The sequence below is a fragment of the Streptomyces sp. ACA25 genome, from assembly GCF_028200735.1.
Classification (GTDB): Bacteria; Actinomycetota; Actinomycetes; order Streptomycetales; family Streptomycetaceae; genus Streptomyces.
Map to the genome: position 1 here is coordinate 500,457 of NZ_JAQKPV010000001.1, position 21,802 is coordinate 522,258.

22 protein-coding genes and 1 pseudogene are annotated in these 21,802 nt (G+C 73.0%); 11 read left to right on the forward strand and 12 right to left on the reverse strand.

The window, feature by feature from the left end; all coding sequences use genetic code 11:
- Positions 1 to 24 precede the first annotated feature (24 nt).
- Genes PJ985_RS02295 through PJ985_RS02310 form a run of 4 tightly spaced genes read left to right on the forward strand, consistent with a single transcriptional unit; the run spans position 25 to position 5,067 of the window.
- On the forward strand, positions 25 to 1,626 hold the full coding sequence (locus tag PJ985_RS02295; RefSeq protein WP_443033363.1) for an ABC transporter substrate-binding protein: 1,602 nt from the start codon (positions 25 to 27) through the stop codon (positions 1,624 to 1,626).
- On the forward strand, positions 1,623 to 2,576 hold the full coding sequence (locus PJ985_RS02300) for an ABC transporter permease (RefSeq protein WP_271681770.1): 954 nt from the start codon (positions 1,623 to 1,625) through the stop codon (positions 2,574 to 2,576). The genes PJ985_RS02295 and PJ985_RS02300 overlap by 4 nt, the downstream gene beginning before the upstream one ends.
- Complete coding sequence (locus tag PJ985_RS02305; protein ID WP_271681771.1) at positions 2,573 to 3,469, forward strand: ABC transporter permease; 897 nt, start codon at positions 2,573 to 2,575, stop codon at positions 3,467 to 3,469. Before PJ985_RS02300 ends, PJ985_RS02305 begins: the two co-directional genes overlap by 4 nt.
- Positions 3,466 to 5,067, forward strand: coding sequence for an ABC transporter ATP-binding protein (locus tag PJ985_RS02310; protein ID WP_271681772.1), 1,602 nt, complete (start codon positions 3,466 to 3,468; stop codon positions 5,065 to 5,067). Before PJ985_RS02305 ends, PJ985_RS02310 begins: the two co-directional genes overlap by 4 nt.
- A gap of 61 nt (positions 5,068 to 5,128) precedes the next feature.
- On the opposite strand, the gene PJ985_RS02315 is transcribed toward PJ985_RS02310, so the two are convergent.
- Both PJ985_RS02315 and PJ985_RS02320 read right to left on the reverse strand, forming a co-directional pair.
- Positions 5,129 to 5,725 carry a GNAT family N-acetyltransferase gene (locus tag PJ985_RS02315; RefSeq protein WP_271681773.1) on the reverse strand — a complete coding sequence of 199 codons (597 nt, stop codon included), beginning with the start codon at positions 5,723 to 5,725 and terminating at the stop codon, positions 5,129 to 5,131.
- Between the two features lie 124 nt (positions 5,726 to 5,849).
- The gene (locus tag PJ985_RS02320; RefSeq protein WP_271681774.1) at positions 5,850 to 6,515 is read right to left on the reverse strand and encodes a metalloregulator ArsR/SmtB family transcription factor; all 666 of its coding nucleotides are present in this window, start codon (positions 6,513 to 6,515) and stop codon (positions 5,850 to 5,852) included.
- A gap of 87 nt (positions 6,516 to 6,602) precedes the next feature.
- Between PJ985_RS02320 and PJ985_RS02325 the strand changes: the two genes are divergently transcribed.
- Positions 6,603 to 7,967, forward strand: a complete 1,365-nt coding sequence (locus PJ985_RS02325) for an MBL fold metallo-hydrolase (protein WP_271681775.1) — start codon at positions 6,603 to 6,605, stop codon at positions 7,965 to 7,967.
- On the forward strand, positions 7,964 to 9,277 hold the full coding sequence (locus PJ985_RS02330) for an MFS transporter (protein WP_271681776.1): 1,314 nt from the start codon (positions 7,964 to 7,966) through the stop codon (positions 9,275 to 9,277). Before PJ985_RS02325 ends, PJ985_RS02330 begins: the two co-directional genes overlap by 4 nt.
- Positions 9,278 to 9,297: 20 nt before the next feature.
- Here PJ985_RS02330 and PJ985_RS02335 read toward each other — a convergent pair whose 3' ends face one another.
- From PJ985_RS02335 to PJ985_RS02360, 6 genes are all read right to left on the reverse strand, one after another.
- Positions 9,298 to 9,810: a hypothetical protein gene (locus PJ985_RS02335; protein ID WP_271681777.1), complete on the reverse strand. Its 513-nt coding sequence runs from the start codon at positions 9,808 to 9,810 to the stop codon at positions 9,298 to 9,300.
- Positions 9,807 to 10,742: a hypothetical protein gene (locus PJ985_RS02340; RefSeq protein ID WP_271681778.1), complete on the reverse strand. Its 936-nt coding sequence runs from the start codon at positions 10,740 to 10,742 to the stop codon at positions 9,807 to 9,809. Before PJ985_RS02340 ends, PJ985_RS02335 begins: the two co-directional genes overlap by 4 nt.
- A 37-nt stretch (positions 10,743 to 10,779) precedes the next feature.
- Positions 10,780 to 11,172, reverse strand: a complete 393-nt coding sequence (locus tag PJ985_RS02345) for a hypothetical protein (protein ID WP_271681779.1) — start codon at positions 11,170 to 11,172, stop codon at positions 10,780 to 10,782.
- Between the two features lie 166 nt (positions 11,173 to 11,338).
- Positions 11,339 to 12,607 (reverse strand): ABC transporter permease, encoded by a 1,269-nt coding sequence (locus PJ985_RS02350; RefSeq protein ID WP_443033390.1) that lies wholly within the window; start codon positions 12,605 to 12,607, stop codon positions 11,339 to 11,341.
- A gap of 23 nt (positions 12,608 to 12,630) precedes the next feature.
- Positions 12,631 to 13,338 carry an ABC transporter ATP-binding protein gene (locus PJ985_RS02355; RefSeq protein ID WP_271681780.1) on the reverse strand — a complete coding sequence of 236 codons (708 nt, stop codon included), beginning with the start codon at positions 13,336 to 13,338 and terminating at the stop codon, positions 12,631 to 12,633.
- A complete protein-coding gene (locus PJ985_RS02360) occupies positions 13,335 to 14,945 on the reverse strand; it encodes a peptidoglycan-binding domain-containing protein (RefSeq protein ID WP_271681781.1) in 1,611 nt (536 codons plus the stop codon). The genes PJ985_RS02355 and PJ985_RS02360 overlap by 4 nt, the downstream gene beginning before the upstream one ends.
- A gap of 345 nt (positions 14,946 to 15,290) precedes the next feature.
- Between PJ985_RS02360 and PJ985_RS02365 the strand changes: the two genes are divergently transcribed.
- Complete coding sequence (locus PJ985_RS02365; RefSeq protein ID WP_271681782.1) at positions 15,291 to 16,550, forward strand: lipase family protein; 1,260 nt, start codon at positions 15,291 to 15,293, stop codon at positions 16,548 to 16,550.
- 76 nt (positions 16,551 to 16,626) lie between these two features.
- Here the strand turns inward: PJ985_RS02365 and PJ985_RS02370 are convergent, their stop codons facing one another.
- Positions 16,627 to 17,349 (reverse strand): spermidine synthase, encoded by a 723-nt coding sequence (locus PJ985_RS02370; protein ID WP_271681783.1) that lies wholly within the window; start codon positions 17,347 to 17,349, stop codon positions 16,627 to 16,629.
- 109 nt (positions 17,350 to 17,458) lie between these two features.
- Here PJ985_RS02370 and PJ985_RS02375 point away from each other — a divergent pair.
- Positions 17,459 to 17,604: pseudogene (locus PJ985_RS02375) on the forward strand (IS21-like element helper ATPase IstB); the annotation flags it as partial.
- Positions 17,605 to 17,797: 193 nt separating this feature from the next.
- On the opposite strand, the gene PJ985_RS02380 reads toward PJ985_RS02375, so the two are convergent.
- On the reverse strand, positions 17,798 to 18,496 hold the full coding sequence (locus tag PJ985_RS02380) for a hypothetical protein (protein ID WP_271681784.1): 699 nt from the start codon (positions 18,494 to 18,496) through the stop codon (positions 17,798 to 17,800).
- Positions 18,497 to 18,657: 161 nt separating this feature from the next.
- Between PJ985_RS02380 and PJ985_RS02385 the strand changes: the two genes are divergently transcribed.
- Positions 18,658 to 19,068, forward strand: a complete 411-nt coding sequence (locus PJ985_RS02385; protein WP_271681785.1) for a hypothetical protein — start codon at positions 18,658 to 18,660, stop codon at positions 19,066 to 19,068.
- 51 nt (positions 19,069 to 19,119) lie between these two features.
- Here the strand turns inward: PJ985_RS02385 and PJ985_RS02390 are convergent, their stop codons facing one another.
- Both PJ985_RS02390 and PJ985_RS02395 read right to left on the reverse strand, forming a co-directional pair.
- A complete protein-coding gene (locus tag PJ985_RS02390; protein WP_271681786.1) occupies positions 19,120 to 19,356 on the reverse strand; it encodes a hypothetical protein in 237 nt (78 codons plus the stop codon).
- A gap of 257 nt (positions 19,357 to 19,613) precedes the next feature.
- On the reverse strand, positions 19,614 to 20,591 hold the full coding sequence (locus PJ985_RS02395; protein WP_271681787.1) for a glycoside hydrolase family 16 protein: 978 nt from the start codon (positions 20,589 to 20,591) through the stop codon (positions 19,614 to 19,616).
- 324 nt (positions 20,592 to 20,915) lie between these two features.
- Here PJ985_RS02395 and PJ985_RS02400 point away from each other — a divergent pair, with 324 nt between their 5' ends.
- Together PJ985_RS02400 and PJ985_RS02405 are read left to right on the forward strand one after the other, a co-directional pair.
- Entirely contained in the window at positions 20,916 to 21,335 is a 420-nt protein-coding gene (locus PJ985_RS02400; protein ID WP_271681788.1) for a phage holin family protein, read from the forward strand.
- Entirely contained in the window at positions 21,332 to 21,793 is a 462-nt protein-coding gene (locus PJ985_RS02405; RefSeq protein WP_271681789.1) for a DUF3618 domain-containing protein, read from the forward strand. Before PJ985_RS02400 ends, PJ985_RS02405 begins: the two co-directional genes overlap by 4 nt.
- Positions 21,794 to 21,802: the final 9 nt, after the last annotated feature.

The window sequence follows — 21,802 nt, forward strand, 5'->3', positions numbered from 1 at the left end:
CCGACGATCAAGGACCTGAGCACCGTGAATCAGCACAGCACCTCCGGCAGACCCGTCAACCGGCCCGCGCGCCGGACCGTCCTGGCCATCGGCGGCGGCGTGGCCGCCTCCGTCGCCCTCGCCGGCTGCTCCTCCGGCAGCGGCGGCGACGCGGCCACCGACAGCGCGGGGAAGGGCGACGGCGAACCGCAGCGCGGCGGCACGCTGCGCGCCGCCTTCGCGGGCGGCGGAGCGAACGAGACGCTCGACCCGCACCTCACCAACCTGTTCGCGGACGCGGCACGCGCCAAGGCGCTGTTCGACAAACTCGCCGACTTCGGCTCCGACATGGCCGCCCAGCCCCGGCTTGCCGAGAGCTGGGAGCCGAACGGCGCCCTGGACCGGTGGACGGTCACCCTGCGGGAGGCCCGCTGGCACGACGGGGAGCCCGTCACCGCGGCGGACGTGCTGTACAGCTACCGGCGGATCGCCGACCCCGACCAGGCGTTCCGCGCCAAGTCCTCGCTGGAGCCCATCGACCTGGAGGCCAGCAACGCCGTCGACGACCGCACCGTCGAGTTCCACCTCAAGCGCCCCTACGCCGAATTCCCCAACACGCTGGCCGCGTTCGGCGCCTACATCGTGCCCGACGGTGCCGGGGACTTCGATGAGGCCCCCGTCGGCTCCGGGCCGTTCCGCTTCGTGTCCTTCGAACCCGGCCGGTCCCTGGTGGTCGAGCGCTTCGACGACTACTGGGAGGGCGCCGCACACCTGGACCGGCTGGAGTTCGTCGTCGCCAACGAGGAGTCCGCCCGCATCAACGCTCTTCTCGGCGGTCAGGTCGAGTACGCCCACGAGCTCGATCCCACCACCGCCCGCGCGCACGAGGAGGGCGGACAGGTGCGGATGGTGCGGCTGCCCAACAGCGCCATGCAGGGCTTCGTGATGAAGACCGACCGGCCGCCCTTCGACGACAAACGGGTACGGGAGGCCTTCTTCCTCATCGCCGACCGCGAGGAACTCGTGCAGGGGGCACTGTCCGGCGCCGGCGAAACGGGCAACGACCTGTTCGGCAAGGGCTACCAGTACTACGCCGACGACCTCCCCCAGCGTGAACAGGACCTGGAACGCGCCCGGGAGCTGCTGACCGAGGCCGGCCACGGGGACGGCCTGACCGTCACCCTCGACACCTCCCCGGTGGCGACCGGCTTCGTCGAGGCCGCCGAGATCTTCAAGGAACAGGCAGCGGGTGCGGGCGTCACCGTCAAGATCGCGATGGGCAACCAGGACACCTACTGGAGCGACACCCTGGACTCCGGGGTACTGGCCTGCACCCGCTCCGGCACCATGCCCATCGAATCGCACATCTCCCAGCGGCTGCTGACCGATTCCCCGACCAACGCCACCAAGTGGCAGCACGACGACTTCGACGACCTCTACCACCAGGCCCAGGCGACGAAGGACGAGACCGACCGGGCCGCGCTGTACGGGCGGATGCAGCGCCGACTGCACAGCGAGGGCGGCTTCCTCATCTGGGGCTTCGCCGACTGGATCGTCGCCGCGGCGAACCACGTGCACGGCGTGGACGAGGAGGCGCCGGCCAACACGCTGGACTGGGCCCGGTTCGACGGTGTGTGGATGGCGTGACCGAACGCCGCTCCTGGCTGCTGCGGCGACTGGCCCTCGGCGCTCTGCAGACAGCGGGCGTGGTGGGGCTGGTCTTCGTGCTCACCGAGGCGCTCCCCGGCGATGCGGCTGTCGCGCTCGCCGGCGACCACCCGGACCCGGAACGCATCGCGCGCATCCGGGAGATCATGCGGCTCGACCTGCCGGCCGGCGAGCGGTTCGCCGAGTGGGTGGGCGGGCTGTTCCGCGGCGACCTCGGCACCTCCCTGGTGTCCGGCCGCCCGGTCACCGAGTACCTGGCCGCCGCCTTCGGGCCCACCCTGATCCTCACCGGCCTCACCGTGCTGCTGCTGGTGCCGGTCTCGGTGGGGCTCGGGGTGCTCGCCGCCCGCCGCGAGGGCGGACGCACCGACCGCTTCATCAGCGCCACCACGCTCGGCGTCTACGCGGTCCCCGAGTTCGCCATGGGCGTGCTGCTCATCGCCGTGTTCGCGCTGCGGCTCGGCTGGCTGCCCCCGACAGCGGTCGGGCACGGCTCCGACCTGCTCGCCGAACCGGCCGTACTCGTGCTGCCGGTACTGGTGCTGCTGGTCCGGCCGGTGTGCTCGATCAGCCGGCTGGTCCGGGCCGGCATGATCGACGCCATGGCCTCGCCGTACGCGGCGCAAGCCCGGCGCTACGGGGTGCCGGGCCACCGGATCCGCTGGGGCCACGCCCTGCCGAACGCGGTGGCCCCGGCCTCCCAGCAGCTGGCCCGGACCTGCGACTGGCTGCTGTCCGGGGTGATCGTCGTGGAGGCGCTGTTCGTCATCCCCGGCCTGGGCACCGTACTGATCGACGCCGTCGCCGCCCGCGACGTCCCGGTGATCCAAGGGCTCGCGGTCGTCTTCGGCGTCGTCACCGTCCTGCTGAACCTGGGCGCCGACCTGGTGGCGCAGCGGTTCGCGCCCCGCGCGGGGGTGGCGGCATGACCCGCCGGCCCGGACTGCCGGGCGGACAGGCGGCACTGGGCATCGTGCTGGTCGTCGTCCCGCTGTTCCTGGCGCTGGCGGGCCCCTGGCTCGCCGGGGAGGCAGGGCCACGCTCCACCTCCTTCACCCTCGGCGACGGGCACTGGCTGGGCACCGACTTCACCGGACGGGACGTCTGGCGGCAGGTGCTGCTCGGCGGCCGGTCCGTCGTCCTGACCGCGCTGACCGCCACCGCCCTGGCCTACCTGATCGCCGTGCCCCTGGGCCTGGCCGCCGCACTCACCCACCGGCCCTGGCTGGAGGAGCTGCTGATGCGGCCCCTGGACGTGGTGCTGGCCATTCCCTCGCTGCTGCTCCTGCTCATGGCCGCCGCCCTGCTGAACCCCGGCCCGGCCGGCCTCGCACTGATCGTCGCGCTGGTCAACGTGCCGGACACGGCCCGGATCGTGCGTGCCGCCGGTACCGACGCGGCTTCCCGGCCCGCCGTCGAAGCCATGCGGATGCAGGGGGAGAGCTGGTCCCGGATGGCCTTCGGCTACGTCGGCCGGTCCATGCTGCGCACCCTGACCGCCGACGCGGGCGTCCGGCTCACCGGGGCGCTGTACCTGGTGGCCACCGCGGCCTTCCTCGGCGTGGGGATGGCACCGGACGCCGCCGACTGGGCAGTCATGGTGGACCGCAACCGCACCGGCCTGTTCGTGCAGCCCTGGGCGGTGGTGGTCCCCGCCGTGCTGATCGTCGCGCTCTCCGTCGGCACCAATCTGCTGTTCGACGCCCGTCTGGCAAGAAGGAGGACACACCGTGCCGGAGCACTTGGCAGGTCCTTCCGGGGCACCGGCCTCCGGAAGGCCGGAGCCGCCGGGCCGGACACCACGGACCGGAGCGCGACATGAGTGACGTGCCGGTGGGCGAAGCGCCGGGGAGCGACCCGCCGGGGGCGCCCGTCCCGGTGGCCACCGTGCGGGACCTGCGGGTCACGGTCGACGGGGAGACCCTCGTCGACGGGGTCTCGCTCACCGCGCTGCCGGGGCGGTGCACCGCACTCGTCGGAGCCTCCGGCAGCGGCAAGAGCACCACCGGCCTGGCCCTGCTCGGCGAGTACCCGGCCGGAGCGGAAGTGAGCGGCACCGTGCGCGTCACCGGCCGGGCCGGTTACGTCCCGCAGAACCCCGCCGCGGCCCTCAACCCCGCGCGCCGGGCCGGCGCCCTGCTCGCGGACATCGCACGGCAGGGCGGGGGCAGCCGCCGTGAGCGGGCGGCCCGGGTGCGGGCCGCGCTCAGCGCGGCGCAGCTGCCCGACCCCGGCCAGGTGCTCGGCCGCTACCCCCACCAGCTGTCCGGCGGCCAGCAGCAGCGAGTCGTGCTCGCCCAGGCACTGCTGTCCGGCGCGCCGGTCGTGGTCGCGGACGAGCCGACCACCGGCCAGGACGCCCTGACCAAGCGCCGGGTCGTCGACGAGCTGCGCGCCGTCCTGGCCCGGGGAGCGGCGGTGGTGCTGCTCAGCCATGACCTCGACGTGGTCCGGGAGCTGGCCGACGAGGTCGTGGTGCTGCGGGCCGGCCGGGTCGTCGAGGCGGGACCGGCGGACCAGGTGCTGACCGACCCCCGGCACGCCTGGACGGCCCGGCTGCTGACCGCTGCCCGCCCCGAAACGCCGGACGGGCCGGAAACCGACGGGCCGCCGGAGGAGGCCGGGGCCGCGCCGGACAGCGGCCTGCGCGTGGACGGCCTGACAGCCTGGCACGGCCGGCGCCGCGGCGGCGCGGTCGTCCTCCGGGAGGCTTCGCTGACGCTCGGCGCCGGGCAGTGCCTCGCCGTTGTCGGACGCTCCGGCTCGGGGAAGACCACCCTCGCCCGCTGCCTGGCAGGGCTGCACCGGCGCTGGTCGGGCCGCGCGGTCCTGGACGGCGAGCCGCTGCCCCGCAGCCTGCGCCACCGCCGCCGCGAGCAGCTCGCCGCGGTGCAGTACGTGTTCCAGGACGCCAAGTCCTCCTTCGACGAGTACCGGCCGGTGGTGGAGCAGGTGGCCCGCACCGCGGTCCGCCTGCGCGCCCTGCCGCCCGCCGCCGCGCGGCAGGAGGCGCTCGAAACCCTGGTCACCGTGGGGGTCGGCGAGGACACGGCGTCCCGCCGCCCCGGGGAGCTGTCCGGCGGAGAGCTCCAGCGGGCGGCCCTGGCCCGGGCCCTGCTGGCCCGGCCGAGGGTCCTGCTCTGCGACGAGATCACCTCCGGCCTGGACCCGGTCACCCAGCGCGGCATCCTCGCGCTGCTCGCCGGTCTGACGGCGGGCGCCGAGGGCATGGGTCTGGTGCTGATCACGCACGATCTCGCGGTTGCCGCCGAGCTGGCGGACCGCATCGCCGTCATCGACGACGGGCGCATCGTGGAGCAGGGCCCGGCCGCCGGAGTACTGACCTGCCCCGCCCATCCGTTCACCCGGAGCCTGCTCACCGCCATGCCCGTGCTCACCACCCCCGGCCCGAGCTCCTGACCTGCCCCGGCGGGTCCCGGCTTCACGGGTCCGGGTGGTGCTGTGCGGCCGGGCGGATCGGTCAGGAGGGCAGGGGGATCTCGTAGTGGACGGTGGCGAAGCCGGGGCCGTGCTCGCCGGTGGTGCGGGCGTCGCAGATCTGCTCGGCGACGCTGTCCCAGAAGCCCTGTGCGCCGGGGATGTTGACGTTGGTGTGCAGGTAGAGGCTGTCGTAGCCGGCGCCGCCGGCGAAGTCGGCCGCCATGGCGACCATGGCCTGGGCCAGCCCTCGGCGCCGGTGGGCGGGGCGGACGTAGACGCGGACCAGCTGGGCGGTGGAGCCGGACGGGTAGCGTTCGGCGATCCACCGCGGATGCGGGGGGTGGGCGGGGCCGCGGGAGTGCAGGCCGGTGGTCGCCACCACCTCCGCTCCGCCGGGTTCCCCGGGCTGCTCGTCGCGCACCGCCACCAGCAGCAGATGCCGGGGGTCGGTCAGGTAAGCGCCTTCGATGTCGACGGCGTCCGCGTGCCACCCGGGCACGTAGCCGTAGGAGAACTCCCGGTAGAAGGTGTCGAGCATGACGCTGCGGGCGCCGTCGAGGTCGACGGGGGTGACGGGGCGGACGGTGTACGGGCCGAGGCGCCGGGACAGGGGGTGAGTCTCGATCTGAGTGGCCATGTCAGTCCCTAGGAGTGGGGCGATGGGACTCCCAGTCTAGCTGAACATGATTGTCAGGTGCTGTTGCAAGGTGTGTGCAGCAATGCAGGTGTCGCGGAGTCACCCGTTCGTGCGGTCATCCCCCTCAGGCGGCGCCGGGCTCCACGGGGAGCTCGGCCAGGCGCCACTCGAGCATGCCGTCCATGAGCCGCAATGCGTGGTGGCCCCTGGACCGCAGGAGCCGGACGGCGTCGTGGGCCAGTACGCAGTTGGTGCCCCGGCAGTACGCGACGACCTCGGTGGTGCCGGAGAGTTCGCTCAGGCGGGATTCCAGCTCGGTCAGGGGAACGGAGAGTGCGCCGGGGATGTGGCCGGCCGCGTACTCCTCGGCCGGGCGGACGTCGATGACCGTGGCGGTGCCGGAGCGGACGCGGGCCAGCAACTCGTCGCGGGTGAGGTGGTCGGTGTCCTCCGGGCCGAGGTAGGAGGTGCGGGCCTGTGCGGCTGCGGGCTGGTGGGCCTGTGCGGTCCGCTGCAGCAGGGCGTACAGCGCGAGGACGTCCGGGCCGGCGAGCCGGTAGTGGATGCGGGTCCCCTCCCGGCGGGTGGAGACCAGCCCGGCCTGCTTGAGGGTTTGCAGGTGGGCCGAAGCGGTGGTCAGGCCGAGCCCCGCGGTCCTGGCAAGTGCGTCGACGCTGCGCTCCCCCTGGGCCAGCAGGTCGAGCAGTTCGAGCCGCTTGCCGTGGGCCAGTGCCTTGCCGGTGCGGGCCAGGGCCTCGAAGAGGGCGGCCTTGCCTGCGGGGTCTCCCATAACGTCCTCCATTAATCCATGGAATATTGTAGGTTGATGTGTGCGGTGCTCGCCACCGCGCTTCCCCATCCTGCTGGAGGACACCCCATGACTTTCACCGACGACCACCTGACCACCCTGGTGGATCCAGGACTGGGGAACAGCGCCTACCTGGTGGATCTCGGCGACGGACGCGGGCTGGCGGTGGACGCCTCCCGCGACCTGCGAGCCCTTTACCGGGCGGCCCGCAGCCGGGGCCTGAGAGTGGCCTTCGCCGCCGACACCCATTTGCACGCCGACTTCCTCAGCGGCGCACTCCAGCTGGCGTCCGACGAGGGCGCCACGGTGCTGGCCTCCGCCGCCGGGAACCGCGACTTCGCGCACACCCCGCTGCGCGACGGGGACGAACTGGACCTCGGCGGCCTCACCCTGCGGGCACTGGCCACCCCCGGGCACACCGACGAGCACCTGTCCTACCTGCTGCGGGACGGAAGCCGCGAACTCGGCGTCTTCACCGGCGGATCCCTCCTCGTCGGCTCGGCCGCCCGGACCGACCTCCTCGGTGCCCACCGGACCGAGGAGCTGGCCCGAGCCCAGTACCGCTCGCTGCGCCGGCTGACCGCCCTGCCCGACAGCACAGCGGTCTGGCCGACGCACGGCGCCGGATCGTTCTGCTCCGCCCCGCCCGGCGCGGAGCGGACCACCACCATCGGCGCCCAGAAGCAGCACAACGCGCTCCTCGCGGCAGCGGACGAGGACGCCTTCGTCGCGGCGCTGCTCGGCAGTCTGGGGTCCCGGCCGGCGTACTTCGACCGGCTCGGTGAGATCAATCGCCGGGGCCCCGCCCTCCTCGACGGCCCTCCCCGGCCCGCTCCCCTCTCCGTGGGCACCGTGCGCACACTGCTCGGGCAGGGCGCGTGGCTGGTCGACGTCCGTCCCGTCGCGGACTTCGCCGCGGGGCACGTGCCCGGCGCGGTGTCCCTGCCGCTGCGGGAGCAGTTCGCCACCTGGCTGGGCTGGCTCCTGCCCTGGGACGTACCGCTGGTCTTCGTCCTCGGCCCCGGACAGGACGCCGACGACGTCGGCCGGCAGGCCGCGAAGATCGGCTACGACCGGGTGGCAGGCCACCTGGCCGGCGGAATGGACGCCTGGGTGGAGGGCCGGGGGCCGGTTCGGACGGTGGAGCTGGTCACCGCCGGAGAGATCGGCGACCGGCCGGTACTCGACGTGCGGCAGCAGCCCGAGTACGCCGCCGGGCACCTCCCCGGGGCGGCCCACACAGAGCTCGGCTCCCCCTCCCTCCACACCGTGCCGGTCACCGGGGCATCGGTGGTGATGTGCGGCCACGGCGAACGCGCCATGACCGCCGCGAGTCTGCTGGGCCGCGGTGACGCCCCCGGGCCCGCGGTGCTGACCGGCGGTCCCCACGACTGGTCCCGCGCAACGGGCCGCCCGCTCGAGGAGGGCGCGTGACCACCCCCGTCACGGCCGGCGGCCCACGTCTGGGGCTGCGGGCCAACCTCGCCCAGTTCACGCTGCTGGTCGTCGTCAACGCGCTGGTGGGCGGCATGCTCGGGCAGGAGCGCACCGTGCTGCCGCTGCTGGCCGAGGACGTCTTCGGCCTGACCGCCTACACCACCGCGCTGACCTACATCCTCGCCTTCGGGGCCACCAAGGCCGTCACCAACTTCCTGGCCGGCACGCTCTCCGACCGGTACGGCCGCAAGCCCGTGCTGGTGGCCGGCTGGCTGATCGCCCTGCCGGTCCCCGCCATGCTCGCCTGGGGGCCGAGCTGGAGCTGGATCGTCGCGGCCAACGTCCTGCTCGGTGCCTCACAGGGGCTGACCTGGTCCACCACCGTCATCATGAAGATCGACCTGGTGGGCCCCGCCCGCCGGGGACTGGCGATGGGCTTCAACGAGTCCGCCGGATACCTCGCCGTCGCCGCCACGGCGATGGCCACCGGCGCGATCGCCGAGCACGCCGGCCTGCGGCCCGCACCGTTCCTGCTCGGCGCCGCCTACGCGGCACTGGCCCTGGGGCTGTCCGTCCTGGCGGTCCGCGAGACGCAGGGCCACGCCCGGGCCGAGGCGGCCCGCCACCCAGCGGGTCCGAACGCGCAGCTCACCACCGGTGAGGTGGCCCGGCGCACCGGTTTCGGTGACAGGTCGCTGTCGGCCGCCAGCTGGGCCGGAATGGTCAACAACCTCAACGACGCCCTCGCCTGGGGGCTCTTCCCCCTCCTGTTCGCCCTGCAGGGCCTGTCCGTGGCCCAGATCGGCGTGCTCGCCGCTCTCTACCCCGCCGTCTGGGGCGCGGGGCAGATGCTCACCGGATGGTGGTCCGATCACGTGGGCCGCAAGCACCTGATCACCGCGGGCATGTTCCTCCAGGCACTGGCCATCGGCCTGGTGGCCGCCGGGTCCACCTTCGGGGTCTGGAGCGCCGCACAGGTGCTGCTGGGTATCGGCACGGCGCTTGTCTACCCCACCCTGCTCGCGGTCGTCGGCGATGTCGCCCACCCCGCCTGGCGGGCCCGGGCCGTCGGCGTCTACCGGCTGTGGCGGGACGGCGGGTTCGCGGTCGGTGCTCTCCTGGCCGGCGCGATCGCCGACCTCTGGAGCATCAGCACGGCCGTCTGGGTGGTGGCCGCGCTGACCGCGGCCACCGGCGCGATGGTCGCGGTGCGGATGCGCGAGACCCACCCGCGGGGCGCAGCCCGAACGGAGGAAACGAGCACCGGGGGTCCGCGCCGGGACGGGACAGGCCGTGGGGGACGGTGACTGTCCCCCACGGCCTCAGCTCAGCCGAGGTCGTACTCCTGGCGCACATTCAGCTCGCAGTCCGCTTCGACGCCCCGGTACTCGGGGCGGGCCAGGAACTCATTCAGGAGATCCCGGTCCGGCCCCTCGCCAGGAGCCTCCGGGCGGGGGTCCGGGTAGTCCTCGATGCCGTTCTCCCGCATGCAGGCAGCGAAGAACAGACCCATCTCCAGCGCCTCCGCCCGCTCCGCGGCGAGCTCGTCGGAGTTGTCCGGCGGAGGCAGCAGCGTGGCACACAGCCGGTTGGCTTCCTGCGTCTCCTCCGCCGTGGCGTCCTCTCCAGGGGCCAGCGAGACCGTGCCGTCCTCCTCGACGGAAACGGCGACGCCTTGTTCCTCCAGACACTCGGCCAGCTCCCGCTGATGCTCCAGCACCCGCTCCTCGGAGGTCATGCCGTCGTCCGGCCCCGCCGAGCAACCCGCCAGCAGGAACACGGCCAGGGCTGCCGCGAGGCCGGGACGGGGGCGGAGGGGGACGGCCCGGTGACGCCTCAAGGCGTGCCCACCTCAGCACCGGTGAGCTCAGCGACCAGCCGCATCCGGTCCTGATGCTGCTCCCGGGCGCTCGTCAGCATCTCCGCGTTCTCCTCCAGCGCGCGTTCCTGGTACGCGACCTCCACGGCATACCAGACGCCGACCAGGTTCACCTCCGCCTTGCAGGTGACGTCCGCCTCTGCCGCGGCGACGGCCTCCGGGCTGCTCAGTCCGTCGATCCCGAGCTCGGTCTGCGGGCTCACCGGGTCGTCCGCCGCATAGCCCTCCTCCGCCATGCACGCGGACCACTCCTCGGACACCTCGCGCACTCGCGGATCCTCCAGCGAACGGGTGTAGGCCTCCTGCTCCACACTCTGCGGCTGCATGATGTCCACGGAGTCCGGTACCGGGGCGTAGAGCTTCAGGTAGGACTCGCGCTGACATCCGCCGACCGGGATGCTCTGCCCGTCCACCTCCACGAACGCGTCGGACTCGGTGGCTTCCTCCCAGCTGCTGGGGAAGGGATCGTCGCCGTCGGGCCCGAAGAGAACGAGCTCTTCCGCCTCCGAGAGCGACAGCTCCGGGCGTGCGGGCTCCTGCCCGTCGGTGGACAGCGCGTACCCGAACTCGGCGGCGTGCTGGGCGTCCGCCAGCCCGTACCGCAGATTCTGCCGCTCCTGCGGTGCCGGCGGCAGCTCCGCCCGGTAGGCGAAGCCGTAGCGGCTCATGCACTCCTCGGTCAGCGTTGCCTGGGCCCGCTCCAGGAGCCGGAGCTCCTCGTCCGAGGCCAGGTACTCATCCAGCGGGTACGCCGGCGTGGCCGGGCCGGTCAGCCGCGGCACGTCGCCCAGTTCCGGGAGCCGGTCGCCGGTGTCCTCCCCCGAAAGGGCGGCACCGCACCCGGCCAGCGCCCCGATCAATGCCAGCACGCAGGCCGGGTACAGCATCCTCATCAGTCGTCACTCGCCTTCTCGGTTGCCGCTTCCGCTCTTACAGATTGTGGTAGGCGGAAGATATGTTGTTGCGGAAGTCCGCGGAGGCGTCCCCGCGGTGGCCGCTCGGAATGGAACCGCGCACTCCGCCCCGGAACGAGGAGGTGTAGACGTACCAGGTTAAGGTATCGCGGTTCGTGTAAGAAAGCGTGCTGTTATTCACCGACTGCCCTGCGCTCGGTCCTCGCCGGTAGGTATTCCCGGCGAAGTTGTTCTCGGCGCTGCGGATGTCGAACACCGAGCCCAGGGACCCCGCGAAGGACCAGAACCCCATCTCTCCTGCCTCCAGGATCCCGTTCTTGGGGGTGTAGGCGGAGGCGGGGGGAGCGGTCGCGAGTGCGAGAGCGGCGGCCGCGGCCGATGCGGTGAGGAGTTTCGTCACGCGGTTCATGCTTCCTCCAGGAAAAAATGGTTTGCGCCGTAGCCGCCACGTGCAGTAGGGCATGGCATTCTTCCAACTTGTCCGTGCATTTGACCGGGATTGAATTTACCAGGGCGATCAACAGGAAGAAAGCATTCCATTTCTGTGGCCGGGAGTCATTGTTTCGGTGGCTCGCTCAGCGGCGGAGTGCTTCGGCGGGCTGAATCCGGGTGGCCCGCCAGGCGGGATAGAGACCGGCGAGGAGGCCGGTCAGCAGGCCGAGGACGGGCGCGGCCGCCAGGGTGACCGGATGGACCACGGGGGTCCACTCGCGGAGCGCCGCGACGGTGACGACGGTGGCGGTGCCCAGGCTGGTGCCGACCAGGCCGCCGAGCGCCCCCAGGGTTGCGGACTCGGTGAGGAACTGCGCGGTGATGTGACGGCTGCGGGCCCCGAGGGCGCGGCGGAGCCCGATCTCCGCGGTGCGTTCCAGCACCGCCACCAGCGTCGTGTTGGCGATCCCCACGGCCCCGATCACCAGGCAGATCGCGGCCAGCAGCAGGAGGAGCTGCTGGAGGTCGCCGGTGACCGTGGAACGGAGGTCACGGGGGTCAGGGGGCGGGACCGCCTTGACGTATTCGGGGTGATCGGGGCGCAGCGCGACCGGTGCCTCCCGGGCGATCTGCTGTGCCGCGCCCAGTTCGGTCGCCAGCAGCATCCGGGCGGACGAGCCTTGGGGCGGGCCCCAGATCCTCTCCGCGGTGGTGGCCGGAATCAGCACCGAGAGCAGCAGGTCGGCCTTCCGCTCCACGTTGTCCAGGATGCCGATGACGGTGAAGGGCTGTCCGTCGATGAACAGCGCCGGGTGGGTCTCCAGCGTGGTGATGCCCAGACGGCCTGCCGTGGAGGCGCCGATCACCGCGACGTTCTGCGCGGATTCCGCGTGCCAGGGATCGAAGATCACACCTTGGGCGAGGGTGGCCTCCGCAGCCCGCAGTACGCCGGGGGAGGCGGCGAGGACCTGGACATCCTCTCCGGCGCCCCGCCCGGCGCCCGGCCCGGCAGGGGTGGTGTGCACGCCCCGGTCGGTGCCCGTGTCGACGGTCCAGTGGACGCCGGCGTGCCGCAGGCCGTTGAGCTCGGCGACCCGTTCCTCGGCATCGGCGGGGAACGCCGGACCCGCGTGCGGCTCGTGCTCGCGGGCGACATCCTCCAGGGTGACCTCGGTGGCGGTCAGCGCGTTGAAGCGGTCGTCGATCTGGGCGGAGGCAGTGGCCGTGAGGCCGAGGACGGCCACGAAGGCCCCGACGCCCAGGACGGTGCCGAGCGCGGTGAGCGCCGAGCGGGCGGGCCGTTGCAGCATGCCGGCCACGGCCTCGGACAGCAGGTCGCGCGGGCGGTACCGGGAGGGCGGGATCACGGGAGGGCCGGCCGGTTCGCGGACGCGGCGGCGCTGCCCGGGCAGCCGGGGCCGACGGTGCTCACGCGTCACGGGCGGGCCTCCTGAGCGGCGGGACCGGGGACGCTGAGTTGTCCGTCCCGGATCGTCACGGTCCGCTCCCCGCGGGCGGCCACGTGCGGATCATGGGTGATCACGACCACGGTCATGCCTTCGGCGTGCAGCTCCCCGAGCAGGGCGAGGACCGAGGACGCGGTGGCGGTGTCCAGGTTGCCGGTGGGCTCGTCGCACAGCAGCAGCGAAGGGCGGCCCACGAGTGCCCGGGCGATCGCGACCCGCTGGCGTTCCCCTCCCGACAACCGGGTGGGCGCGGCGTCCAGCCGGTGTCCCAGCCCTACCCTGATCAGCGCCTCACGGGCGCGGTCCCGCCGTTGCCGGGGCGGCACCCCGGTGTAGAGCATGGCGAGGGTGACGTTCTCCGTAGCGCTGCGGTGCGGCAGCAGGTGAAAGGACTGGAAGACGAAACCGATGCGCCGGCCACGGAGGGCAGTGCGTTCCGCGTCGTTCAGCGTGCCGGTGTCGATGCCGTCCAGCAGGTACCGGCCCTCGGTGGGGGAGTCCAGCAGTCCGGCGACGTGGAGGAAGGTCGACTTGCCGGAGCCCGACGGGCCCACCACGGTGATGAACTCCCCGGGCCGCACGGTCAGTGAGCACGGCCGGAGCGCGGTGACCGGCGGTGGCCCGGGGTAGGTCAGCCCGATCCCGTGGAAGGCGATGACCGGCGGGGTGGGCGTCATTGCCGCTGCCCCGCGGGTACTCCGGTGATCACGCGCTCGCCGGCCGACAGCTCGTCATCCCTCGCCGGGACGACGGCGACGAACCCCTCGCCGGAGGTGCCGGGCGTGACCCTCACCTGGCGTCTGCCGTCCTCCTCGGAAACGGTGACGACCGTCTCGCCTCCGGCGGTCGACGTGATCGCGGCGGCCGGAACGACGAGCTCCGGGGTCTCGGTGGAAGCCGCCTCGATGGTGAGCCGAACGTCCTGCCCCGCGAGCTCACCGGGCAGCTCCTCGGCCGGCTCCACCACCATGAGGTAGCCGTCCGCGCCGGAAGCCTGGCCGTCCTCCCCGGTCGCTGTGGAGCGAGTCCGAGCGACCGACATCACCTCCGCCGCCACGGTGATCCGCGACACCTCGGAGAAGATCTCGCCGTTCTGCCCGGTCCGGACCAGGTCTTTCTGGTGTTCCGGCAGCCAGGTCCGCACCACCAGCTCGCCGGAGGACACGGTCAGCAGCGCCTCGGCGGCCAGGGCGCCGATCTGTGCGGAGACCGTGTCGACGCGGGCCGGGAACGCCTCCACGTACACCGCCTCCCCGGCCGGCAGCATCGGCCCCTCGGTCGCTTTCGCCTCGGCGAGAGCGGCCTCGGCCTCTGCCAGGTCCGCACGCGCCCACTCGGCCTGCCGTCGCAGATCACGCAGCGGATCCCCGCCGCCGGTCCCGGCCGCACCACTGCCGGCGGTTTCACCACTGCCGGGCTCCCGCTCACCCGTGGGTCCGTCCGCCGGGCCGGTGCCTCCCGCTTCGGCGTCGGCCAGCGCGTCCCGGGCGAGTTCGTGCTGCCGCCCGGCGCTCTTCACCGCCTCCTCGGCCGCCCTGACCTCGGCGCCGTCGCCCTCCAGCGCCGGCCGCGGCTCGTATCCCAGCCCGGAGTAGAAGGCGTTGAGGGCCTGCTTCGTCCCCTCACCGAAGACACCGACCGGGTCGTGGCCGCCGGTGTCGTGCCCCAGTCCGGACAACGCCTTTTGGAGCTGCCGGACGTCGTCACCCACCGCTCCGGGGCGCAGATCGCGGTAGGCCGGCAACTCGCCGGGAAGTGCGAAGACCGGCCGTCCCGACACCTCGGCGAGCAACGCCCCTGCCTCCACCGGGTCTCCGGCCGATAACGGCAGCCTCGTCACGACGGGGGCTCCCTCTTCGGCGGCGCCCGCGGTGACGTCCACCGACTGGCCCGGGACCACCTCTCCGCGCACGAGCACCGAATCGGTCAGCACTCGGTACTCGACCGGCGCGGTGATCACCGAAGGTGGGGGTGCGGCGGCGTCAGCGGCGGCCTGCTGTGGGGACTTGATGAGCTGTGACGCTCCCGCTCCGCCGGCCGCGAGTGCGACGGCCCCGACGACCAACCCGGCCACCCAGCGTCTGCGCCGCGCCAGCTCGGACAGTCCGGAGCCGCCGGGTTCGGCTGAAGCCCCGGGATTGTCCGGGCGGTCGGGCCCCGGGGCTGCGCCGGTCGCGCCCGGAGGTTCCGTGAGGGCCCGGCCGTCCTGGTCTTCCCGGCCCGGCCGGCTCTCCGCGGCCGTGCCGACGTGCTGAGGTCCCAGCGGCTTCTCATTCGCGCTCATCGGGCTCCTTCCGGTCGGATTCCGGCCTTCGTGCCGCGAAGCGAACGGCTTCGGCGCGGGAGGGCGGACAGGCCCGGTGCGTCGCCGGGGCGGTCGGCGTCGAAGGACGGAGAGCCCTGTCAGATTACTTCCTGCGACGAGTCGGGTGTTCTCCGCTTCCGGCTCGGCGCTGCTCCGGCGTGCGGCACGTACGGAGCCGTCCGGGTGCCGGCGGCGCGCGTCGCTCCGGTCCACCGGTGGATCAGTGGACGACACCAGCGATTTCGCCGATACACGGTGCCCGCACCTGCTCCTAGGTTGGCGCTGTCCCTCCCCGCGCGGCACCGTCCCGAGAGGTCCTCCCTGATGCTCAGCGACCGAACGTCCCCCCGGCTGCGTGCCGGTGTCCTCGTCACCGGGCTGGCGGTGCTGGCCACCGCCTTCGGCGGGCCGGCCGTGGCCGCCGGGGACGGCGGCACCGCGGCGAAGACACCGCCGCGGGCCGAGGCGGCGGGGGACGTGGTCAGCGTCCAGCGGAGCGTCTTCCGGACCAGCCCGTCGGAACGGGCCGACGTCACCTCGTGGAAGATCACGTACCGCTCCACCTCCGCCACCGGTAAGCGGAACCTGGTGTCCGGGACCGTGCTGGTGCCCAACGACGGCGCCGGCTCCCCGGACGCGCCCCGCCCGCTGGTCAGTTACGCGGTCGGCACGGTGGGGATGGGTGACCGGTGCGCCCCCTCCGCCACCCTCCCCCGAGGCACCACCGCCGAGGGTGTGCTGATCAGCCTGCTGCTGGCGCGTGGCTGGGCGGTCGCGGTCACCGACTACGAGGGCCTGGGCACCCGCGGCACCCACACCTACACGGTCGGCCGGTCCGCGGGACACGCCGTGCTGGACATCGCGCGAGCGGCGCAGCGGCTGCCGCAGGCCGCGGCGCACGGCATCACCGCCGACTCGCCGGTCGGCACCATGGGCTACAGCCAGGGCGGGCAGGCGACCGGCTGGGCGGCCCAACTGCACCACACCTACGCCCCCGGTCTCGACCTCCGCGGCAGCGTCGCCGGGGGAGTGCCCGCCCGGCTGACGGCCGGGCTGCGGGAGGACGAGGGCGTCGGTGCGACGTTCCCGCTGATGACGCTCATCGGGCACGACGCGGCCTATCCGGACGTGCGGCTCGCCCCGCACCTGAACCGCACCGGCCGGGCGCTCGCCCAGCGGCTGAGCCGGGGGTGTCTGGAGTCGAACCTCGCGGCGGGGTCCGCCTACCGGCTCTCCGACCTGATGGTCAGTGATCCCGGCACGTCCCCCCGGTGGCAGCAGCGGCTGGAGGAGTCGTCGCTGGGCGGGGTGGCGCCCCGGCACCCGGTGTTCCTCTACCACGGCGCTGCCGACGACCTGGTCTCCCCGCAGTTGGGGGAGGACCTGGGGCGTGACTGGTGCGCGCGGCAGGCGGACGTGGAGTGGCTCCCGCTGCCGGGTGCCGACCACCTGCTGGCGATCGGCGCCGGTCAGCGTCCGGCGGCCGACTGGCTGGCGGACCGCTTCGCCGACGCCCCGTCACCGGTCACCCCGTCACCGGCCACGCCGCCTGCCGGGCTTCCGTCCGCCGGCGCCTGCGGCTGACCGGCGTGCTCCGGCGCGGGGCCCGGTCCGGGGCCCCGCGCAGGGCCCCGGACCGGCGACGACGGGCGGGCCCGGATCAGGCCTGCGGAGTGCGGGCGACGTACACGGTGTTGGTCGCCTCACGGTCCTGCAGCGGGTTGGGGAACGTGACGACGTGCGCCTGCGACTCCGCGAACACCTCGGCGAGCGCGGCCTCGAACCGGTCGCTCGGCGGGTCGTTCGACCACAGCGCGAAGACGCCGCCCGGGTGCAGCCGGCCGGCCAGCTTCCGGAGCCCGGCCGGCTCGTAGAACGGCGCGTGGTCCGGGTGCAGGACGTGCTCCGGGGAGTGGTCGATGTCCACCAGGACCGCGTGGAAGAGCCGCCCCGGGGTGTCCGGGTCGAGGCCGTCCGGGCCACCGGCCAGGGCGAAGAAATCGCCGTGCACCAGTCGGCAGCGGGGGTCCGCCGTCAGGCCCCCGCCGAGGGGCACCAGCCCCTGCCGGTGCCAGGAGATGACCTCTCCGAGCGCGTCGATCACCAGCAGTGAGCCGACGCGGGCGTCCCGCAGCACCGTCGCGGCGGTGTAGCCGAGGCCGAGGCCGCCCACGACGACGTCCAGCCCGGTGCCCGGCAGGTCCGCCAGGCCGAGCTCCGCGAGGGCGATCTCCCCCGCCGTGAACAGGCTGGACATGAGGTACTCGTCGTCGAGCTTCACCTCGTACACCTCCGCCCCCGAGGAGGGGTCCCGGCGGCGCCACAGGCTGATGGCCCCCTTCGGGGTCTCGCGCCAGTCGAGCTCCTCGAAACGTGCGCTCATGCGGTCCCTTCTCCTGCCCCTGGTCTCCGGCGGGACCATTGTGCGCCTCGCCGGAGACCCGGGCGCCCTGGTCTCCGGCGGAGGCGGGTGCGCAGCTCCGGGCGTGACCCTCGGATACATGGAACGGGACCGCCGCGGCGCCGAACTTCCCTTCCTTCACCGACCCCCCGCCTCTGCGCGGCCATCGTCGACCGCCTGACCTTCAACGGCACGATCATCGAGACCGGCACCGACTCTTACCGCCTGGCTACCACCCGCCCTCCTTCCGGTCGGCCCCTGCAAGGGCGGTCCGCTCAACGCGTCGGCACCTCGGTGCCGGCGTCGGGGCGCAGCCTACGAAAACACCTCCGGTGCCCCCGCTGACCTGCAACGGGCCCGGCGTACGGCGCGGCGACGCCGGTGGAGGCCGCGCCCGGGGCATCGCACCGGACAGCGCCCTCCACCGGCGTCACGGGCGCTTCGCCAGCAGCATGGCGACCTCGCTGTGATGTTGGACGTAGGAGGCCAGCTCCGGACTGAGCAGCCCGGTCACCCACACCAGGTCGCTCATCCGGCGGGCCAGCGGCGCGGCCAGCAGCGGCTCCCAGTGCGCGGCCCGGTTGCGCAGTCCGTGCAGATCGCTGATCTTCCGGTCGACCGTCCCGCGGTTGGTCCCCGCGGGAAAGGCCCGGTGAAGGTGCGGCACCCACAAGGTCTTCTCGTGCGCCGAGGAGGACAGGTACCGCCACAGGCCCAGCGACAGGTCCGCGATGATCTTCCCCGGCGGTGCCTGGACGCCGTACCGGCTGCGCGCGGAGTCGATGGCCCGGCGGGGCTTGTCGTTGATGTCGACCTGCCGCGGGCCGCGCGGGCCGCCGCGCTTGGTGCGCAGCAGTGGGGCCCGCAGCGGGCTCGCCGGATCGTCGAGCCAGTGGCCGGACCCGGACCAGGTTGCGTCCAGCGCCGCGGCGTAGGCGTTGCGCAGCGCTACCTCGAAGTGGCCGATGTCGTGCAGCACCGCGCACGACAGCTCGCTGTTCCACCGGTAGAGTTCCAGCGCGCGGGCGCGGTCGCCGCCGGTCTCGTTCAGGTACACCCCGAAGCGGGCCGGGCTCAGCCAGGCCTCCACCCACGGACCGGCGCCGGGGGCTGGGGAAGGGTGCGTCACGTTGTTCCTCCTTCGGATTCGGGTATAGTCATTGATGAGAAGCCCCGGTGGACCGCTGGCCTTTGTGGTCATGTCGCCGGGGCTAAGACTTTTCCGGGCCCGAGTTCTTCACCCGAGGCTGGGTCAACCTGCTGACCCCCAGCGAGACCGTCGCCTACCTGATGTGGCTCGACATCAACCAGAACCCCGTCCACGACGAGCCGTACGTCACCGGCACTGAACGCGCCGGCCACTTCGGGCTCAGCCGCGACGCCTACGAGACCCACCGCCAGCTCGAAGCCTTCGGCCTCATCGACGTCGAAGCCGCCGCCGGCCGCTACGACGACGGGAAGTACGCCGACTACGGCACCGAGTCCGGCCGGCCGATCTGCCACCGGGCCACCCTCACCCCTGACGGCATCACCCGCGACGCGGCTGGCGTGATCGAGCCCGTACTCCACGCTTTCGCCGCCCACGGAACCTGGGACCGGCCTTTCGCCCTGCGGACAGGGCGCCGACCCACGAGCTCCGCTGACCGACGCCGCGCGGTGCGCCCGGCCGCGCGCCGACCTGCTCAGTCGCGCTGCTCATGACCGTGCCCCTGATCTCAGCTAGTCGTGTACGCAGCTCCCGCCGTGCTGCGCTCACCCGTCGTTGACCCGGTGCCTGGAAGCCGGCCACCACCAGCGGCGTGCACGCGGCGGTTCAGGCGCGGCGGGCAAGGGCTCGCGCGGAGCGGCGGCGCGATCGGGCACGAGACCGATCTTGTCCGGGTGAACGCAGGCCGGCTCTCCGGCGCGGGTGTAGCGGTGGCCGTCGACCGGATCGAACGGTGCCTCCCGGCATGACCGGTCGAAGATCACGAAGCGCTCGCGCGGCATGCCCCACGCGCCCGGGTGCCGACCGATGACGAGGCAGTCGCCGCTTGGCCGTCGCTGAGCAGCGGTTCGCCCGCGCGGCGCGCGCCTACGTGGCGGCCAGGACCGAGGTTGAGCCGCTCACCCGTGAGGTACGCCGCCGCGGGCTGCTGCCTCCGTCCGACGTCGAATCGGAGCAGGCAGCCCACTCGGCGGCCCCGGGCGGCGGCTGTGCGAGCGAGCGGAGGACTCCCAGCGCGGCGACGGCATCGCCCAGCGCGTCAGCTCCCGGGCCAGAAGCTGTAGTCCACAGACACTTCGGTGTCGATCCGGGGCTGCTCGCCACCGCCACCCTGCTCGTCCTTCCAGGCCTCGTTCCACCAGACGTTGTGACGGAACGTCCCGGCGAGCGACGGCACCCGGTCCTGCGGGCCCCGGTAGTCCCAGAGTTGGAGCCAGTTGTCGCGGGTCTTGTCGTAGAGGTAGAAGTTGACCCCGGTGTCGTGCCAGTGGAAGGCGTAGTCCCAGTACTCCTGCGAGGAGTCGAAGCCCTCGATCGCGGGGAGGGACGACGGGTGGTGCTCGCCGTCGAACGATCGTCCGCACTGCGGCTGTTCGAAGGACTCCTTGTAGCAGGCGGAACGGATGATGCGGCCGGTGCGCAGGTCGATGCTGCGGTTGACCTTGCGCAGCTTCTCCCCGCCCGGGGCACTCGGCGGCTGGTAGTCCGTGTACAGCGTGAGGTGGATGACGTGCGGTTCGCTGCACAGGAACTCGATGTCGATCTCGCTGTTGTCCTCGATACCGGTGTTGTTCCGGTCCTCCCGGTCCTTGTAGTAGGTGAACAGGCCGGTCTTCACTCCGGCGTCCGGCTGGCCGGTGCAGTCGGCGGTCTTCATCCGGGCGCCGTACCAGCCCTTGCCGGTCGGTTCCCCGGTGCCGATCTCCGCGCCGCCGTCCGGGGTGGCTTCCGCTCCGGCGGGAAGGGTCAGGCGGACCCCGCTGTTCCCCGCACCCTCGGGGAGCGGCACCGGGGCCGCGACGCGTTCGGGATGGTGCGGTATCCGCCAGTCCTGCTGCCAGGCCGGTCCGTCCCAGTTCTCCAGGGCCGGGTGGGGGACGCCCTGCGGCAGCGCCGGGGGTGGGGGCAGGGCGGACGCGGACGCGTTGAGCAGGAACAGGGAGGCCAGGGAAGCGGCGACCGCGCCTCCGAAGAGGACGCGGTGACGGCGCCGGAACAAGGTGGGGGAGGGCGACATGAGTGGCTTCCTCGGAAGTGGTGTGCTGCGCACCCGCAGGTGGGGAGCGCTCCCGGGTGGGGGGAGGCCCGCGCTGGTACGGACCATTCCGGGAGTGGCATCGAAACTCGCACGGCGGTGACCAGGGGGTCAAGCCCTTCCGGTACCGGGAATGTTCCGCGCCCGTGCGGAGGGCCGAGCCGGCCGGTATCAGCCGGGCGCGCGTCGACGGACACGGGCACCGGTGTTCCCGGCGGCCCGCCCGTCCGACCTCCCGGCAGGTGCATGATCGCCGCACGCCCGGGTACTCGCGGCAGCCGAGGCAAGGAAGGCAGGTGAGCAGCAGTGCACAGCTCAGATCACCGCAGCGAGCGGGACACCGGGGAGGACTCGGTGGGAGTGCTGGTCTCCCGGGCTTCGCAGCAGCTTTCCCAGCTGGTCCGTGAGGAGATGCGCCTCGCGCAGGCGGAGATGACGGACAAGGGCAAACGGTTCGGCATCGGAGGCGGACTGTTCGGCGCAGCGGGCCTGGTGGCGTTCCTCGGGCTCCAGGCCCTCGTGGCCACCACGATCGCCCTGCTGGCGCTGGCCCTGCCGGTGTGGGCGTCCGCGCTGATCGTCACCGGCGTGCTGTTCGTGATCGCCGCGGTCCTTGCCCTGATGGGCAAGAAGCAGGTCGGCCAGGCAGCGCCCCCCATGCCCGAGCGCACGATCGACAGTGTGAAAGCCGATGTCGCCGAGATCAAGGAGCGAGCACACCGATGACCACAAACTCTGACACGAACGGCTCCGCCCCCACCCCTCAGGAGCTCCGCGAGCAGGTGGAGGGAACGCGCGAGCAGCTGGGCCGGACAGTGGAGGAACTGGTCTCCCGGGCGGACGTGAAGACCCGGGCCGGGGAGAAGGCGGACGCGATGCGGAGCCAGGTCCAGGAGGCGGCCGGGCAGGCCAGGACCCAGGCGCAGCACACCGCGGGGCAGGTGCTCCGGATGGCGCAGGAGAAGACGCCCGAGCCGGTCCGGGAGAAGGCCGCGCAGGCCGGGCACCAGCTGGCCGGGGTGGCCGGCTCGGTGGTCGCGGAGGTCCGGGAGCACACCCCGGAGCCGGTCCGGGAGAAGGCGGACCGGGCGCTGCGCACCGCCGCCCCGTACCGCGGGCAGATACTGACCGCGGTGACGGCCACGGTGCTCGTGCTTCTGCTCGTGCGCCGTGCCAGGAAGTGATCCGCGGAG

Excerpts from the sequence above, each read along its gene's own strand:
- PJ985_RS02305 (WP_271681771.1), top strand. The coding sequence starts at position 2,573 with ATGACCCGCCGGCCCGGACTGCCGGGCGGACAGGCGGCACTGGGCATC.
- PJ985_RS02310 (WP_271681772.1), top strand. The coding sequence starts at position 3,466 with ATGAGTGACGTGCCGGTGGGCGAAGCGCCGGGGAGCGACCCGCCGGGG.
- PJ985_RS02315 (WP_271681773.1), bottom strand. The coding sequence starts at position 5,725 with ATGGCCACTCAGATCGAGACTCACCCCCTGTCCCGGCGCCTCGGCCCG.
- PJ985_RS02320 (WP_271681774.1), bottom strand. The coding sequence starts at position 6,515 with ATGGGAGACCCCGCAGGCAAGGCCGCCCTCTTCGAGGCCCTGGCCCGC.
- PJ985_RS02325 (WP_271681775.1), top strand. The coding sequence starts at position 6,603 with ATGACTTTCACCGACGACCACCTGACCACCCTGGTGGATCCAGGACTG.
- PJ985_RS02340 (WP_271681778.1), bottom strand. The coding sequence starts at position 10,742 with ATGAGGATGCTGTACCCGGCCTGCGTGCTGGCATTGATCGGGGCGCTG.
- PJ985_RS02345 (WP_271681779.1), bottom strand. The coding sequence starts at position 11,172 with ATGAACCGCGTGACGAAACTCCTCACCGCATCGGCCGCGGCCGCCGCT.
- PJ985_RS02355 (WP_271681780.1), bottom strand. The coding sequence starts at position 13,338 with ATGACGCCCACCCCGCCGGTCATCGCCTTCCACGGGATCGGGCTGACC.
- PJ985_RS02360 (WP_271681781.1), bottom strand. The coding sequence starts at position 14,945 with ATGAGCGCGAATGAGAAGCCGCTGGGACCTCAGCACGTCGGCACGGCC.
- PJ985_RS02365 (WP_271681782.1), top strand. The coding sequence starts at position 15,291 with ATGCTCAGCGACCGAACGTCCCCCCGGCTGCGTGCCGGTGTCCTCGTC.
- PJ985_RS02370 (WP_271681783.1), bottom strand. The coding sequence starts at position 17,349 with ATGAGCGCACGTTTCGAGGAGCTCGACTGGCGCGAGACCCCGAAGGGG.
- PJ985_RS02385 (WP_271681785.1), top strand. The coding sequence starts at position 18,658 with ATGTGGCTCGACATCAACCAGAACCCCGTCCACGACGAGCCGTACGTC.
- PJ985_RS02390 (WP_271681786.1), bottom strand. The coding sequence starts at position 19,356 with ATGCCGCGCGAGCGCTTCGTGATCTTCGACCGGTCATGCCGGGAGGCA.
- PJ985_RS02395 (WP_271681787.1), bottom strand. The coding sequence starts at position 20,591 with ATGTCGCCCTCCCCCACCTTGTTCCGGCGCCGTCACCGCGTCCTCTTC.
- PJ985_RS02405 (WP_271681789.1), top strand. The coding sequence starts at position 21,332 with ATGACCACAAACTCTGACACGAACGGCTCCGCCCCCACCCCTCAGGAG.